Annotated in this window: 18 protein-coding genes; 16 read left to right on the top strand and 2 right to left on the bottom strand. The window is 36.2% G+C overall.

The genetic code is table 11. From position 1 onward, the window contains the following. Positions 1-447: 447 nt before the first annotated feature. On the bottom strand, positions 448-702 hold the full coding sequence (locus tag DES48_RS07415) for a hypothetical protein (protein ID WP_113868122.1): 255 nt from the start codon (positions 700-702) through the stop codon (positions 448-450). Between the two features lie 193 nt (positions 703-895). Between DES48_RS07415 and rpmH the strand changes: the two genes are divergently transcribed. From rpmH to DES48_RS07360, 11 genes are all read left to right on the top strand, one after another. Continuing rightward, a complete protein-coding gene (gene rpmH, locus DES48_RS07410) occupies positions 896-1,030 on the top strand; it encodes a 50S ribosomal protein L34 (protein ID WP_079710066.1) in 135 nt (44 codons plus the stop codon). 137 nt (positions 1,031-1,167) lie between these two features. Beyond that, a complete protein-coding gene (rnpA, locus tag DES48_RS07405) occupies positions 1,168-1,524 on the top strand; it encodes a ribonuclease P protein component (RefSeq protein ID WP_079710067.1) in 357 nt (118 codons plus the stop codon). A 133-nt stretch (positions 1,525-1,657) separates the two neighbouring features. After that, a complete protein-coding gene (spoIIIJ, locus tag DES48_RS07400; protein ID WP_113868119.1) occupies positions 1,658-2,437 on the top strand; it encodes a YidC family membrane integrase SpoIIIJ in 780 nt (259 codons plus the stop codon). Then, on the top strand, positions 2,437-3,063 hold the full coding sequence (gene jag / locus DES48_RS07395; protein ID WP_113868117.1) for an RNA-binding cell elongation regulator Jag/EloR: 627 nt from the start codon (positions 2,437-2,439) through the stop codon (positions 3,061-3,063). Before spoIIIJ ends, jag begins: the two co-directional genes overlap by 1 nt. Before the next feature lie 387 nt (positions 3,064-3,450). After that, positions 3,451-4,827 carry a tRNA uridine-5-carboxymethylaminomethyl(34) synthesis GTPase MnmE gene (gene mnmE, locus DES48_RS07390; RefSeq protein WP_113868115.1) on the top strand — a complete coding sequence of 459 codons (1,377 nt, stop codon included), beginning with the start codon at positions 3,451-3,453 and terminating at the stop codon, positions 4,825-4,827. A 50-nt stretch (positions 4,828-4,877) separates the two neighbouring features. Then, positions 4,878-6,758 (top strand): tRNA uridine-5-carboxymethylaminomethyl(34) synthesis enzyme MnmG, encoded by a 1,881-nt coding sequence (gene mnmG, locus DES48_RS07385; protein WP_113868113.1) that lies wholly within the window; start codon positions 4,878-4,880, stop codon positions 6,756-6,758. A gap of 30 nt (positions 6,759-6,788) precedes the next feature. Further along, a complete protein-coding gene (rsmG, locus tag DES48_RS07380) occupies positions 6,789-7,505 on the top strand; it encodes a 16S rRNA (guanine(527)-N(7))-methyltransferase RsmG (protein ID WP_113868111.1) in 717 nt (238 codons plus the stop codon). Between the two features lie 355 nt (positions 7,506-7,860). Further along, positions 7,861-8,715, top strand: coding sequence for a nucleoid occlusion protein (noc, locus tag DES48_RS07375; RefSeq protein WP_113868109.1), 855 nt, complete (start codon positions 7,861-7,863; stop codon positions 8,713-8,715). 256 nt (positions 8,716-8,971) lie between these two features. Next, on the top strand, positions 8,972-9,754 hold the full coding sequence (locus DES48_RS07370) for a ParA family protein (protein WP_079710074.1): 783 nt from the start codon (positions 8,972-8,974) through the stop codon (positions 9,752-9,754). Then, entirely contained in the window at positions 9,726-10,562 is an 837-nt protein-coding gene (locus DES48_RS07365; RefSeq protein ID WP_113868107.1) for a ParB/RepB/Spo0J family partition protein, read from the top strand. Before DES48_RS07370 ends, DES48_RS07365 begins: the two co-directional genes overlap by 29 nt. A gap of 98 nt (positions 10,563-10,660) precedes the next feature. After that, entirely contained in the window at positions 10,661-11,368 is a 708-nt protein-coding gene (locus DES48_RS07360; RefSeq protein WP_113868105.1) for a DUF554 domain-containing protein, read from the top strand. Here DES48_RS07360 and yyaC read toward each other — a convergent pair. Further along, on the bottom strand, positions 11,365-11,952 hold the full coding sequence (gene yyaC, locus DES48_RS07355; protein WP_079710077.1) for a spore protease YyaC: 588 nt from the start codon (positions 11,950-11,952) through the stop codon (positions 11,365-11,367). The two genes, DES48_RS07360 and yyaC, sit on opposite strands and share 4 nt — an antisense overlap. Before the next feature lie 87 nt (positions 11,953-12,039). Here yyaC and DES48_RS07350 point away from each other — a divergent pair, with 87 nt between their 5' ends. The 5 genes from DES48_RS07350 (at position 12,040) to ssb (ending at position 15,618) form a co-directional block, all read left to right on the top strand. Continuing rightward, complete coding sequence (locus tag DES48_RS07350) at positions 12,040-13,059, top strand: YkvI family membrane protein (protein ID WP_113868103.1); 1,020 nt, start codon at positions 12,040-12,042, stop codon at positions 13,057-13,059. Positions 13,060-13,126: 67 nt separating this feature from the next. Further along, the gene (locus DES48_RS07345; RefSeq protein ID WP_079710079.1) at positions 13,127-13,333 is read left to right on the top strand and encodes a DUF951 domain-containing protein; all 207 of its coding nucleotides are present in this window, start codon (positions 13,127-13,129) and stop codon (positions 13,331-13,333) included. Between the two features lie 222 nt (positions 13,334-13,555). Beyond that, a complete protein-coding gene (gene ychF, locus DES48_RS07340; RefSeq protein WP_113868101.1) occupies positions 13,556-14,656 on the top strand; it encodes a redox-regulated ATPase YchF in 1,101 nt (366 codons plus the stop codon). A 176-nt stretch (positions 14,657-14,832) separates the two neighbouring features. Next, the gene (gene rpsF, locus DES48_RS07335) at positions 14,833-15,123 is read left to right on the top strand and encodes a 30S ribosomal protein S6 (RefSeq protein ID WP_079710081.1); all 291 of its coding nucleotides are present in this window, start codon (positions 14,833-14,835) and stop codon (positions 15,121-15,123) included. A 12-nt stretch (positions 15,124-15,135) separates the two neighbouring features. Beyond that, positions 15,136-15,618 carry a single-stranded DNA-binding protein gene (ssb, locus tag DES48_RS07330; protein WP_079710082.1) on the top strand — a complete coding sequence of 161 codons (483 nt, stop codon included), beginning with the start codon at positions 15,136-15,138 and terminating at the stop codon, positions 15,616-15,618. Positions 15,619-15,638 lie beyond the last annotated feature (20 nt).

The raw sequence follows: 15,638 nt of genomic DNA, 5'->3' as shown, positions 1-15,638 counted from the left end.
TTTTTTTCACATGTAAAAACATAAATATGATATCAAATAAATGCGGATAAAGCAAGGGTATTTCGACAGTTATCCACACAACCTACACCTTGTAGATATTTTTTATCCACAACACTAGATTTTGTGTGTAATTTGTAGATAATTGTTGTGGATTGATTAAATAACGAAAAAAATGTTGCACAAGGGTTGTGGATAAGAGAAAAAGCACGTGTTTAGGCGAATGAAATCAAATAATAGAGAAGGAGAGAAGCATTCAATGAAAAAATGAATGTGTATAAAATCGAAGTCGCAAAAAACAATTACGAAATGATTTTTATAGATAGAGAAGAAAGTGTAGAAGGAAAAATGGATGAGAAGAAAAAAAAAGAGCCCAAAAGGCTCAATTATGTAGAAGTGATTCATTGGATAAAAATAAATGTCAATATTGAATGATAAAGAAAATTTCGTCTATGCAAGAACAACAGCTGTAACGATAGAAGCTAAACTCGTCAACACCAATAATCCATGTACAATCTTGTTACTAGAGTCTTTTTTATAAAATAAATAGACAACGCCAAAAAATAACAGGGTAGATACCACAACAAATGAAGCACCTGTAAGTAAGTATTTTGAGTCATAGTAGCCTAGATGGGTTAGAAAATGAAATAGCCAAGATCCTAGATAAATGAAACCAAAGAGATAAAAGATTTTTTTTAATGACAAAACGGTTCACCCCTATGTATAATTTCAGTAATTTACTATACTATAACATATGATAGTATAATATATGTATCTATTTTATTGTTGTCTCTTTTAGGGTTGGCTGTTGACAGAAGATAGCATTGTTCCGTATAATGTGTTAGACTGTCTTTTTATGATAAAAATTAGATAAATTCCTCAGGGAGGTGTTGTATAAATGAAACGCACATTTCAACCAAATACACGTAAACGTAAAAAAGTACACGGTTTCCGTTCTCGTATGAGTACGAAAAATGGACGTAAAGTAATTGCTCGTCGTCGTAAAAAAGGAAGAAAAGTATTATCTGCATAGGCCACTGAGATGATGTCAGTGGTCTTTTTTCCAATTTGGACAACCTTTGTATCACAAGAATGTATGCATTATACTATTCTTGTGATACTACATTAATGTTTTGATTGGAAAAGGCATGTAAATGGAGGTAACATTCCATGAAAAAAATGTATCGTATAAAAAAAAATGAAGAATTCCAACATGTTTTTAAAAAAGGGAAGTCGTTTGCAAATCGACAACTGGTAATATATTTTGTTAGAAATAATCAATACAATCATTTTCGCATTGGTTTATCAGTAAGTAAAAAAATAGGTAATGCTGTGGTGAGAAATCGTATCAAACGTTACTTGCGTCAGACTTTCTTAGAATTGAAAGAAGAGATTGATCCTGCGTTTGATATGGTAATTATCGCACGTATACCGACTAAAGATATGGAATATCACGGGATCAAAAAGAGTTTAATGCATGTTCTGTCGAAAACAGAATTATTAAAACGCTATCAAAAAACAAAATAACCTTGATCTATTATAGTGATACCTATTTACCTTAGCTTATTTTTTTTGTATGATTATGATGTTTCCGTATAGGATAAATAAACGATTAAAAATAATTTACATATTTGTAATAGTGTGGTGAAGGAGGAAGATCATGCGAAAGAAGGTCTTGTTAGTTGCGACCTTAATTGGCTTATTAGTGCTACTCTCTGCCTGTGGTAACATGGATGTAGATATTACGAGTGAAAGTGAAGGATTTTGGGATTCATATTTTGTCTTTCCGTTATCCTGGGTAATTATTCAAGTAGCAAATTTTTTCAACGGTAGTTTTGGTTTATCGATTGTGGTAGTCACCATTATCATTCGCTTGTTCTTGTTGCCTTTGAATATTAAACAACTAAAAAGTTCAAAAGCAATGCAAGATATTCAACCAGAATTGCAAAAAGTGCGAGAAAAATATAGTTCAAAAGATGCACAAACACAGCAAAAGTTACAACAAGAAACAATGGAATTATTCCAAAAAAATGGCGTAAATCCGATGGCAGGATGTTTGCCAATTTTTGTGCAAATGCCTATTTTAATTGCATTTTACCATGCGATTATGCGGACACCACATTTAGATGATGGTAGCTTCTTGTGGTTCCAATTAAGTGAGCCAGATCCATTCTATATTCTACCGATTGTTGCAGCAGGAGCAACGTTTTTACAACAGAAACTAATGATGAGTGGAACAAATCCAACACAAAATGCGGCAATGCCACAAATGACAATGATGTTGTATATGATGCCAATCATGATTGGTGTGATGGCGATCTTCTTCCCATCAGCACTTGCGTTATACTGGGTAGTAGGTAACGTGTTTATGGTTTTACAAACGTTACTTATTCGTAAGCCGATGATGAATAAGGAATCAACTGCGGGAGGAAATAAATAGTGAAACAACTAACTGCTTCTGGACAAACAGTCGAGGATGCGGTCCAATCAGCACTCAAGCAGTTAAACATCACAGAGGACCAAGTCAATGTAGAAATTATTGATGAGGGTAAAAAAGGACTTTTAGGTTTATTCGGATCAAAACCAGCAGTCGTAAAAGTAACGGTTCAACCGAATCCGATTGAGCAAGCAGAAACTTATTTAAACGAGATAATGACTAATTTTACAGATAAACCGATTTTGGTTGAACACACGATCAACGGAAAAAATGTAATCTTTGATTTAAGTGGAGAAAATATTGCGATGGTCATTGGAAAACGCGGGCAAACGTTAAATGCATTACAATATTTAACCCAACTTTTTATTCATCGAGTGACAACGGAAAGATACCAAGTAACTGTTGATGCAGAAGGTTATCGTAGTCGAAGAGAACAAACTTTAGAGCAACTTGCTGTACGATTAGCTGATAAGGCTTTGAAAACAAACAAACATGTGGCACTAGAGCCGATGCCATCATTTGAACGTAAAATTATTCATAACGTGTTGCAAAGTGAAGCAAATGTGCATACGTATTCCGACGGTGTAGATCCAAATCGTTATGTCGTGATTAAACCAGTAAAAAAATAAACAGTATTAAAAATAAGAGACCTATTCATCGCTGAATGGGTCTCTTATTTTATGTAAATGGTATGTGTGTAGGGTCATAAATTGAAAAATAATCTGTTAAAATAAGCAGAAAGCTATACCGAAACAGCACAGGTTCTGTTAATTTTAGTCTTATTTTCAAAAAAAGTGCGGGTTATACACAAGTGGAAAACCATTACATTTGAGCACTTGTGGATAAGTTTTGGTTCATCGTTAGGATTTAGTTATACACCTGTGGATAATAAAACTGAAATGCTTTTCAAATGATGTTATTATGTGATATTCTAGTAAGTTGATGACAAGTATTATAAATAAACGATCTGGTTATGAATAAATAGGAAGCTAGAAAAGAAAGTGGAGGTGAAGCGGGTGGATAAAGATACAATTGCAGCAATATCGACGCCATTAGGTGAAGGAGCAATTGCCATAGTACGATTAAGTGGAGAAGAAGCGATTGGTTTTGCTAATGGCATCTTTCAAGGAAAAGATTTAGCTACAGTCGATTCCCATACGATTCATTATGGCAAAATTGTTGATCCAAGTTCAGAACAAGTGGTGGAAGAAGTGATGGTAAGTGTCATGCGAGGGCCAAAAACATTTACGAGAGAAGATGTGGTAGAAATAAATTGTCATGGTGGATTAGCCTCAGTAAACCGCCTATTAGAGCTAGCGTTACAAATGGGAGCACGTTTGGCAGAGCCTGGTGAGTTCACCAAACGTGCATTTTTAAATGGACGAATTGATTTATCACAAGCAGAAGCAGTAATGGATCTAATTCGTGCTAAAACAGATAAAGCAATGGATGTAGCAATTAAGCAGTTAGATGGTAAATTATCAAAACTAATTCAGCGATTACGTCAGGAGCTTATTGAAACTGTTGCCCATGTAGAAGTAAATATAGATTATCCAGAGTATGATGATGTAGAAGAGATGTCGCATCACATGATGCTTGAAAAAACGGAACAAGTACATGTTGAGATTGAGCGTCTATTACAAATGGCAAAGCAAGGAAAAATATTACGTGAAGGTATTTCTACGGCAATTATTGGCCGCCCGAATGTCGGGAAATCGTCGCTAATGAATGCTTTAGTCCACGAAAATAAAGCCATTGTTACAGATGTTCCAGGAACGACACGCGATGTAATAGAGGAATATGTCAATGTAAGAGGGGTACCACTTCGTCTTGTAGATACTGCTGGTATTCGAGATACGGAAGATATAGTTGAGAAGATTGGTGTAGAACGTTCCCGACAAGTATTGAAAGAAGCAGATTTAATTTTACTTGTTCTTAATAACAACGAAGAAATAACCAAAGAAGATGAACAGTTATTTACGTTGGTGCAGGATCTTGAATTTATTGTATTAGTTAATAAAACAGATTTACCACAAAAATTAGACTTGGACAAAGTAAAGGCATTGGCAGGTGAACATCCTGTGGTGTCGACAGCGCTAATAGAAGAACAGGGAATTGATCAATTAGAGCAAGCAATTGCAAATACGTTTTTTGCAGGTGAAATAGAAGCTAATGATTTAACGTATGTTTCTAATGTTCGTCATATTCAATTGTTGAAGCAATCATTAATCGCATTAGAAGATGCGATGCAAGGGATGCGAGATGGTATGCCGATTGATTTAGTGCAAATTGATGTCACACGAACATGGCAACTACTTGGAGAAATCGTTGGTGATACAGTGCAAGATAGTTTGATTGATCAGTTGTTCTCCCAGTTCTGTCTAGGAAAATAAAATGACACAGGTAGCTACGAAGGAAAGTAAACAAATAAAGGAGAATGAAAATGACTTATGATGCGGGACATTTTGATGTAATCGTTATTGGTGCCGGTCATGCTGGTGTGGAAGCTGCAAATGCAGCGGCTAAGCGTGGAGCCAAAACATTAATGCTTACCTTAAATTTAGATATGATTGCTTTTATGCCGTGTAACCCATCGATTGGCGGACCAGCGAAAGGTGTGGTTGTCCGCGAGGTTGATGCATTAGGTGGTTTGATGGGGAAAGTGATTGATCAAACGTATATTCAAATGCGGATGCTTAACACAGGGAAAGGTCCTGCTGTTCGCGCTTTACGTGCACAAGCAGATAAACCTTTATATATTCAAGCCATGAAACAATATCTAGAGAATGTTGAAAATTTAACATTACGCCAAGGAATGGTAGAACGATTAATTGTGGAAGATGGTGAGTGTAAAGGTGTTATTACGGAAACAAAAGCGGCTTATTATGCAAAATCCATTATCATTACAACCGGAACTTTTATGCGTGGACGTGTCATTATTGGAGATTTATCCTATGAGAGTGGCCCAAATAATCAACGTGCCTCGGTGAAATTATCCGAGCACCTTGAAGAATTAGGCTTTGACTTAGTACGTTTTAAAACAGGAACACCCCCACGTGTCAATAGCCATACAGTGGACTATTCCAAAACCGAAATTCAGCCAGGGGATGAGAATCCAAGCCACTTTTCTTATGAAACTGTCGATGCAATTGTAGATCAAATACCTTGTTGGTTAACTTATACCAATGAACAGACGCACCAAATCATTGATGATAATTTAGGATTATCAGCTATGTATTCTGGTATGATTAAAGGAACAGGACCTCGTTATTGTCCATCGATTGAAGATAAAGTTGTTCGGTTCCATGATAAACCTCGGCACCAAATTTTCTTAGAACCAGAAGGACGTAACACCGAAGAAGTTTATGTCCAAGGTTTATCAACCTCATTACCTGAATATGTACAACGTGACATGCTTCGCTCCATTCCAGGTTTAGAAGAGGCAGAAATCATGCGTGCGGGTTATGCGATTGAATACGATGCTGTAGTACCAACACAATTATGGCCTACTTTAGAAGTGAAGAACATCCCTGGCTTATTTACAGCTGGTCAACTTAATGGTACTTCTGGTTATGAAGAAGCGGCTGGACAAGGGATTATGGCAGGAATTAACGCAGCTGCTCGAGCACTAGAGAAAGAATCGTTAATTTTAGATCGTTCCCAAGCTTATATTGGTGTATTAATTGATGACCTTGTGACAAAAGGTACGAATGAGCCATATCGCTTGTTGACGTCACGAGCGGAATACCGCTTATTGTTACGCCATGATAATGCCGATATGCGTCTAACAGCAATCGGCTATCAATTAGGATTAATCTCGGAGGAACGTTACGATCGTTTTGTTGAAAAACAAGAACAAGTGGACGTAGAGAAAAAACGGTTAGCTAAAGTAACGATCAAACCTTCAGAAGCTTTAACAACCGCCATGCAAGATATTGGTGCAACACCATTAAAAGAGCCAACGAAAGCACTTGATCTAATGAAACGCCCAGAAATTAATTATGCGTTTATTGAAACATTAGTGGAACCAACCGACTTGTCTGAAGCCGTCAAAGAACAAGTCGAAATACAAATTAAATATCAAGGATATATAGAAAAATCCAATCAACAAGTTGATCGTATGAAAAAAATGGAAAGTAAATTGATTCCTTCAAATATTGATTATGATGCAATTGGTGGGATTGCGACCGAAGCAAAAGAAAAATTGAAAAAAGTGCGTCCGTTGTCAGTAGGGCAGGCTTCACGAATATCAGGCGTAAACCCAGCAGATGTATCTATTTTACTTGTTTATATTGAACAAGGTAATATTGCAAAAGTCGATTAACCCTGCAGTAATTAGAAAGGAATGTTAGTCATGAATGTCGATACGTTTGTAACTGAGTTAAGTAAAAAAGGAATCAATCTATCTGAAAAACAGAAGCAACAGTTTGAAACATATTTTCATACCTTAGTGGAATGGAATAATAAAATGAATCTAACGGCGATCACAGATAAAGAAGAGGTCTATTTAAAACATTTTTATGATTCCATTAGTGCTGCCTTTTATTTTGATTTTTCATCCGACCTGCGGATTTGTGATGTTGGTGCGGGAGCTGGTTTTCCTAGCATTCCTTTAAAAATCTGTTTTCCGCATTTACAAGTGACGATTGTTGATTCCTTGCAAAAAAGAATTACCTTTTTAAATCAATTAGCAACGGATTTACACCTTACTGGAGTGGCTTTTTATCATGATCGCGCGGAATTATTTGGTAAAAACCAGCAATTCAGACATTCCTTTGACGTTGTGATGGCTCGTGCAGTGGCAAGAACGGCTGTGTTAAGCGAGTTATGTCTACCATTGTGTAAAACTGGCGGTTCTTTTATTGCTATGAAAGGACCTAACGCAAAAGCGGAGATAGCAGATGCTACCAATGGTATTGAATTACTAGGGGGAGAAGTTAACGCTATGCACACGTTCGAACTACCAGAAGCTAGTGGTGAAAGAAATATTATTGTCTTTAACAAAGTAAGAAAAACGTCGAAAAAGTATCCAAGAAAACCGGGTGTCCCGAATAGAACTCCTTTACAGTAAGGTGTGATTAACTCATATGGCTAGTTGGTTGGGATACGTTTACTTAGCAATGGTGCAACAGTAGACCAAAAACTCTACTGTTGCAACTTGTGAGTAAATAAAGTCTCTTTTTAACATCCATCTATTTTTTTACTAATTGTTACAGAAGTCATACAATTTTAAAACATTATATGATAAAATAAAACATAGGTTAACGTCGTGGATAAGAAACAACTACTTATCTGATGGAGAAAACTAAAATGTTTCACGTGAAACATTTTAGACCAATTACTTCATTTATAAAATTCTATGAGCCGACTTAAAAGCGTAAAACAAAGGGGTTACATAGGGAAGAGAATAAGGTGGTGTCTATTGTATGTTGCACCCATTTGGCCGTATTTTTGGTATAGGTGACAAGCAAGAATTGGAAGATGAGTATGTTCCAGATGAAGTGATTCAGATTCCAGTGAACGAAATTGCACCGAACCGTTATCAACCACGTTCCATTTTTAAACAAGAAAAAATTGAAGAATTGGCGCAAACGATCCATACCCATGGAATGATTCAACCAATTGTTGTTCGAAAAATGGAGCCTGATGACGAAGGAAGAAAATTTGAGATAATTGCTGGTGAGAGAAGATGGCGTGCTGTAACTTCTTTGGAGTGGGAAACAGTGCCAGTAATTATTCGAGAAATGAATGAGGCTGAAACAGCATCTGTCGCATTGATTGAAAACTTGCAACGAGAAGAATTAACCGTGATTGAAGAAGCGAAGGCGTATGGTCGGTTATTAGAGTTGCATGGTTTAACCCAAGAAGCTTTGGCGCAACGTCTTGGTAAGAGCCAATCAACGATAGCCAATAAAATGCGATTGCTAAAGCTTCCTGAATCTGTACAAATAGCTATTTTAGAAAAGAAAATAACCGAACGCCATGCTCGGGCTTTAATTGTTATTAAAGATCCAGAAAAACAAGAAAAAGTTTTACAGGAAATCATTGATAAGCAATTAAATGTCAAACAAACAGAAGATCGCATTGAAAAATTATTAAACCAAACACCTAAAAAGAAAAAGCCGACATTAAAAGGTGTTAATAAAGATATGCGAATTGCTATGAATACGATAAAACAATCGCTAAATATGGTTAGTGACACAGGTATAGATTTAGAAACAGATGAGCAGGATTACGATGATTATTATCAAATTACAATAAAAATACAGAAGAAAAAATAGTACACTTACAAAGTCCCTTCATCATGATTGGGATTTTCTTTTTGACTTATAGGCTATCTGTTAATAAGAATTTTTGCGAAAAATAGTGTCGGGTTTAGCTCAATTTATCTAACATAACATTTGAATAGTTATACTTCAATTCTAGTAATATAGTGAAATGGCATGATATTTTGCTTAAAACTATTATTTTCAATGTTTATTTGTCAAAAAAATGATAGAATAGAATTTATAGAGTTTGAACTAGGTAGGTGACAGCATGGGAAAAGTAATCGCCGTAGCAAATCAAAAAGGCGGTGTAGGAAAGACGACTTCAGCAGTTAACTTGAGTGCATGTTTAGCATATATGAACCATAAAGTTCTTTTAGTTGATATTGATCCACAAGGTAATGCAACGAGTGGTTCAGGAATTAATAAAGCAGACATGGATCAGTGTGTCTATAATGTATTAGTAGAGGACTTAGAAGCTGAAAAAGTATGTGTTCCTACAAGTGTAGAAAATTTAGATGTAATACCCGCAACGATCCAACTTGCTGGGGCGGAGATTGAACTTGTCCCAACAATTTCAAGAGAGGTGCGGTTGAAGAAAGCATTGGAACCTATCATGGACAGATATGATTATGTGATTATTGATTGCCCGCCATCCTTAGGACTATTAACACTTAATGCCTTAACTGCTTCTGATAGTGTGCTGATTCCAGTACAATGCGAATATTATGCATTAGAAGGGTTAAGTCAATTATTAAACACTATTCGTTTGGTTCAGAAGCATCTCAACAAACAACTGACCATTGAAGGTGTGCTGTTAACCATGCTTGATGCGAGAACAAACTTAGGTTTGCAAGTAATAGATGAAGTGAAGAAATATTTCCAAGATAAAGTGTATCAATCCGTCGTACCAAGAAATGTGCGGTTAGGTGAAGCACCAAGTCATGGGCAACCAATCATTATATATGATCCAAAATCTAGAGGTGCAGAAGTCTATCTTGATTTAGCAAAGGAAGTGATCGCAAATGGCGAGAGGGTTAGGGAAAGGAATTAATGTTTTTTTTCCAGAGATAGAATCGAAGGAAGATGAGGCCATTCAACAATTACCTGTCCAATCATGTCGGCCAAATCCATATCAACCTCGTAAAACATTTCAAGCAGATGCGATTGAGGAATTAAAAGAATCCATACTTGAACACGGAATTCTCCAACCAATCATTGTACGCGAGAGCATTAAAGGATATGAAATTGTTGCTGGTGAGCGACGGTTTAGGGCTGCAAAAGAAGCAGGGTTAGAAAAAATACCAGCCATTGTGAAAGAGTTAACCGATCAAAAAATGATGGAACTAGCATTGCTAGAAAATTTACAACGCGAAAACTTGACCCCTGTTGAAGAAGCACAAGCCTATGCCAATCTAATGAAAGAATTCAATATTACCCAAGGTGAACTTTCTGAACGATTAGGGAAAAGTAGACCACATATTGCGAATTTAGTTCGATTGTTGGGATTACCGGCGCCAGTGATTGCATTGATTAATAATGGTGAGCTGTCTATGGGGCATGGTAGAGCGTTGTTAGGTTTGAAGGACCAAGATAAAGTACCAGCAGTCGTCGATAAAATAAAAAAAGAAAAACTTAATGTTCGTCAGCTTGAACAGTTGATTACACGATTAAATGAGAAGACACCGATACAAAAGAAAAAGCAACCAAAGAAAGATGTTTTTCTTGCAGAGCGAGAGAATTTGTTGCGTGATCATTTAGGAACTGGAGTAAAAATTCACAAAGGTAAACGAAAAGGAAAAATAGAAATTGAATTCTTTTCTGATGATGACCTTGATCGAATACTTGAATTATTTCAGTAATACGCTAGTCTGACAGCTAGGTAAACCAGCTGTCAGACTTTTTTCTATCTAATTAGATGTTTCACGTGAAACATTGATTAAAACAGGGGGGAGCAAAGGTGGTATTAACAGGAACATTGGTCAATGGTTTAGCTATTATACTTGGAACGACAATAGGGTTATTTTTCACAAACATTCCTGATAGGTTTAAAGAAACAATTTTAAAGGGGATCGGAATTTCAATCATAATTATTGGTCTACAAATGGCCTTACAGGTTAATCATGTCGTTATTCTTTTATTAAGTATTATCGTTGGTGCTGTTATTGGTGAAATGCTTAAAATTGAACATTACTTAAATAAATTAGGTGAATGGGTCGGTACGTTTATAAGTACTAACAAATCTGATTCTAGAATATCTCAAGGGTTTATCACAGCAACGCTGATCTTTGTTGTTGGTGCAATGGCTATCGTTGGTGCATTAGACGGTGGTCTTCGCGGTGATCATCAAGTGTTGTTCACTAAATCGATTCTCGACGGTTTTACTGCAATGGTGTTAGCAACCACATTGGGATTTGGTGTTATGCTTTCTGTCATTCCTGTAGTTATTTATCAAGGAAGTATTGCTTTATTAGCTACTACAATACAGCGAATTATTCCAGATGCTTTTCTAGAAGTATTTATTACGGAAATGACTGCTGTAGGTGGTGTTTTAATTGTTGCTATTGGCTTAAAAATGCTAGATATTATCCAAATAAGGTTGGCCAATTTATTACCATCTTTAGTGGTGGTTGGATGCTTATTAGCCATATATCAACAATTTAGTTAAGCTTTTATTCGCTTATTAGAAGGATATATCAGTCTGCGATGCAAGTAATGCAACGCCTGAGCTAACGTCTCAGCCATTCCCATTACTATATGTAAACGAGTGCTTTGCAACACCATATAATCCATATAACCACTAATATTGACAACACCATTCAAGCACACATTACCAATCGGTGGAAGATCTTTTTTTAATGCAGCACCAGGTTGTAATGAACCTTTCTTTGCAATAATCGACCCTATAGAGGTCTGTCTTCCTAAACAGGCATCAACTGCAATGATGAACGGATCAGCAAAATGTGTTTGAATGGTTTCTACTGTTGCAACTAAATTCTTAGCATGAACCGGATTTTCTAATGTGCCATAAACATGAAAGTGTTCATGTCGCCGCTTATGTAACAAGCTACCCGTCAATGGCCCCAGTGAATCGCCAGTTGATCGATCCGTTCCGATACACACAACGACAAATTCTTTCGGCTCATTAGGCAACCAATCATATAGTGTATCAGCTATTTTTTTAGTAACAAATGTAGCGTCATAGTCAAATCGCTGTTCGTTTGTTTGAGGAGTTAGTGTTTTTAGATTCATAGCTTCGCCTCCAATAACATATTTTTATTAGTATACGAGAAAAAACAAAAATCTATACATTGTTAATAAAAATGGGAGTGGCAAGCCATGATAAAATCAAGTTTTAAATGGATGTTCTTAATTGTTGGTACAATGATCGGTGCAGGATATGCCTCCGGGAGGGAATTGTGGCAATTTTTTGGTCCAGAAAGTGGACTAGCTATTGTGCTATTTGCAATTCTATTTTCTATTTGTTGTTATACGATTTTGCTAATTAGCTATCAGTATAAAACAACGGATTATTTTCCGGTGCTAAAGATTTTAGTAGGAAAACGAATTGCACCGTTGTATGACATCATGATAATCGTCTATTTATTTACCACTACGATTATCATGTTAGCGGGAAGTGGAGTAACCATGGAGGCATTTCAACTGCCATATTGGTGGGGGGTTGTTTTTATTGCCATACCTGTTGTGGTGGTATTTATTTGGGATATTGATGGTGTATTATCAATAAATAGTATTATTTTACCGTTGTTAATTGTCGGGCTGCTTAGTGTACTTATATCATTTATTGTACAGCAAGATTTATCATTAATAGGTGATATACAAAAGCAAAGCAATTGGATCGCGGCTTTTCCATTTACCGCATTAAATATTCTACCTTTAGTAGCAATACTAGGTGCAGTTGGGGAGCAGATTGAATCGAGAAAAGAAGTATTAGTTGCTAGTATTGGAAGTGGCTTGATTTTAGGCGGTATATCACTTCTTTATAACAATAGCTTAGTTCAAATTGCAAATGATATTATAGTCTATGAAATCCCGCTTTTTGCAATTTTAAAGCACTATCCTTATAGTATGTTCCTTTTTATTTCCGTATTATTGTGGTTTGCCATTTTCACGACGGCAGTGTCTGGAACATTAGGCTTAATTACGCGTGTGAAGCATAGAATTAATTTGCCATTTTGGATGATTGCACTTATGTTAATTGGCTGTATGATCCCATTAACCACATTTGGTTTTTCTGCACTAATTGAATACTTATATCCGCTGTATGGATTTTTAAATCTGTATATTTTATCAAGTTTGCTATTATACCCATTCTTAAATCGATACAAATCTAAATGAACATGGTAAAATATAAACAGATGATAGACTAGGTATCGACAGCTTTATCATAAGGAGGGAGCAAAGCATGGACAAGCAATATCAATTGAATGACATTGTACAAATGAAAAAACCCCATCCTTGCGGCGAAAATCGTTGGAAAATCATACGGATGGGCATGGATATACGAATTAAATGTGAAGGCTGTGGCCACAGTGTTCTGATCCCACGTAAAAAATTTCAAAGTAAACTAAAGAAAATTTTAGTGAAAGCAGAAGAACATGAAATAGATTAAAAGTGGCGTGTTTCACGTGAAACAATAGATATTTATTTTTATTTTTTATAGAGTTTAAGTGAGAATAAAAATACTTTTTGGCAGTATAACAAGCAAAAATAGATTAAAGAATTAGTATGATTTCATACATTTGGGCACTTGCCAAGTAAATTAACGATAACTATAATTGGAATGACTGAAACGTTCATATGAGCGGTATATCCTTAAGGAGTGGAAGTTTTTATGGCTTTAACAGCAGGAATCGTTGGCTTACCCAACGTCGGAAAATCAACATTATTTAATGCAATTACACAAGCAGGAGCGGAATCAGCAAATTATCCATTTTGTACAATTGACCCAAACGTTGGCATTGTTGAAGTACCAGATACACGTTTAGAAAAACTAACGGAATTAGTAAGACCGAAAAAAACAATTCCAACTGCATTTGAATTCACTGATATTGCAGGGATTGTAAAAGGCGCTAGTAAAGGGGAAGGACTAGGTAATCAATTTCTCTCTCACATTCGTCAAGTAGATGCGATTTGTCATGTGGTACGTTGTTTTGAGGATGAAAATATCACACATGTTTCCGGTACAGTTGACCCCATTGACGATATTGAAGTAATCAATTTAGAGCTTATTCTAGCAGACCTAGAAACAGTAATAAAACGAATTCAACGCGTCGAAAAAATGGCTAGACAAAAAGATAAAGAAGCGGTAGCTGAATTTGATGTATTATCTAAGTTAAAAGATGCACTGGAAGCTGACAAACCAGCACGATCGGTAGAATTTACAGATGATCAACAAAAGATTGTAAAAGGCCTTCATTTATTAACAAGTAAACCAGTTCTTTATGTTGCAAATGTAGGTGAAGATGAGTTACTTGAAGCGGATAATAATCAAAATGTACAAAAAGTAAGAGAGTTCGCGAAAACAGAAGGTGCAGAGGTTATTGTTATTAGTGCGAAAGTAGAATCTGAAATTGCTGAACTAGAAGGTGAAGAAAAAGCAGAATTCTTAGAAGAGCTAGGTATTGAAGAGTCAGGTTTAGATCAATTGATTAAAGCTACTTATCAATTACTTGGACTAGCTACTTACTTCACTGCAGGTGAGCAGGAAGTTCGTGCATGGACGTTTACCAAAGGTATTAAAGCACCACAGGCAGCTGGGATTATTCATACTGATTTTGAACGAGGATTTATTCGTGCAGAAACGGTTTCTTATGATGACCTTGTTGAAGCAGGTTCCATGAATGGAGCAAAAGAAAAAGGTAATGTTCGATTAGAAGGAAAAGAATATTTGGTGAAAGACGGCGATGTAATGCATTTCCGATTTAACGTATAAGCGTAAGCCTGGATCATTATAAAGTAAATAAGCATGTGCAATAATATATTTTTGATTCGACCTTGCATGATTACGCATTATTTGGTATAATACTTGATTGTGAGTAATGAATAATTATTACTCCTTGCTTATTTCAAAAAGAAATAGGCCGTGAGACCAAAAGGAGGTGCAAACGGATGAGAAAATATGAAATCATGTACATCATCCGCCCAAACATGGAGGAAGAAGCGCAAAATGCAGTAATTGAGCGTTTCAACAATATCCTTACTGACAATGGTGCGGAAATTGAAAAAGTTGAAGAAAAAGGCAAGAAACGTCTTGCTTATGAAATCAATGATTTTCGTGATGGTTACTATGTAGTGATTAATTTCAAAGGCGATGAAAACGCAATTAATGAATTTGATCGTTTAGCGAAGTTCTCTGACGATATTATTCGTCATATGGCAGTTCGTGAAGACGACCAATAAGGAGGGATTCAGATGTTAAATCGTGTCGTACTTGTCGGCAGGTTAACGAAGGATCCAGACTTACGCTATACTGCAAATGGTACTGCAGTAGCTAATTTCACCTTAGCCGTTAATCGACCGTTTTCCAATCAGCAAGGCGATCGGGAAGCAGACTTTATTAACTGTGTTGTTTGGCGTCGTCCCGCAGAAAACTTAGCAAACTTTATGAATAAAGGTAGCTTAGTCGGTGTGGATGGTCGCATTCAAACACGAAATTTCGAAGGGCAAGATGGAAAGCGTGTCTTTGTAACAGAAGTTGTTGCAGACTCTGTACAATTCCTAGAAACAAAAGGTGGCTCAGGTTCCGGTTCATCAAGAGGTGGACAAGGATCAAATGATTATAATTCAAATTATAATCAAAACCAGTCATCGAATCAGAACCAATCTAATGAATCGAATCCATTTGAAAACAATGGAGAACCGATTGATATATCAGATGATGATTTACCATTCTAAATAAAAATAAAGGAGGACTT

The sequence above is a fragment of the Paraliobacillus ryukyuensis genome, assembly GCF_003315295.1.
Taxonomy (GTDB): domain Bacteria; phylum Bacillota; class Bacilli; order Bacillales; family Amphibacillaceae; genus Paraliobacillus; species Paraliobacillus ryukyuensis.
The sequence above is the reverse complement of the archived record's forward strand: the minus strand, read 5'-3'. Positions and strand labels throughout refer to the sequence as shown.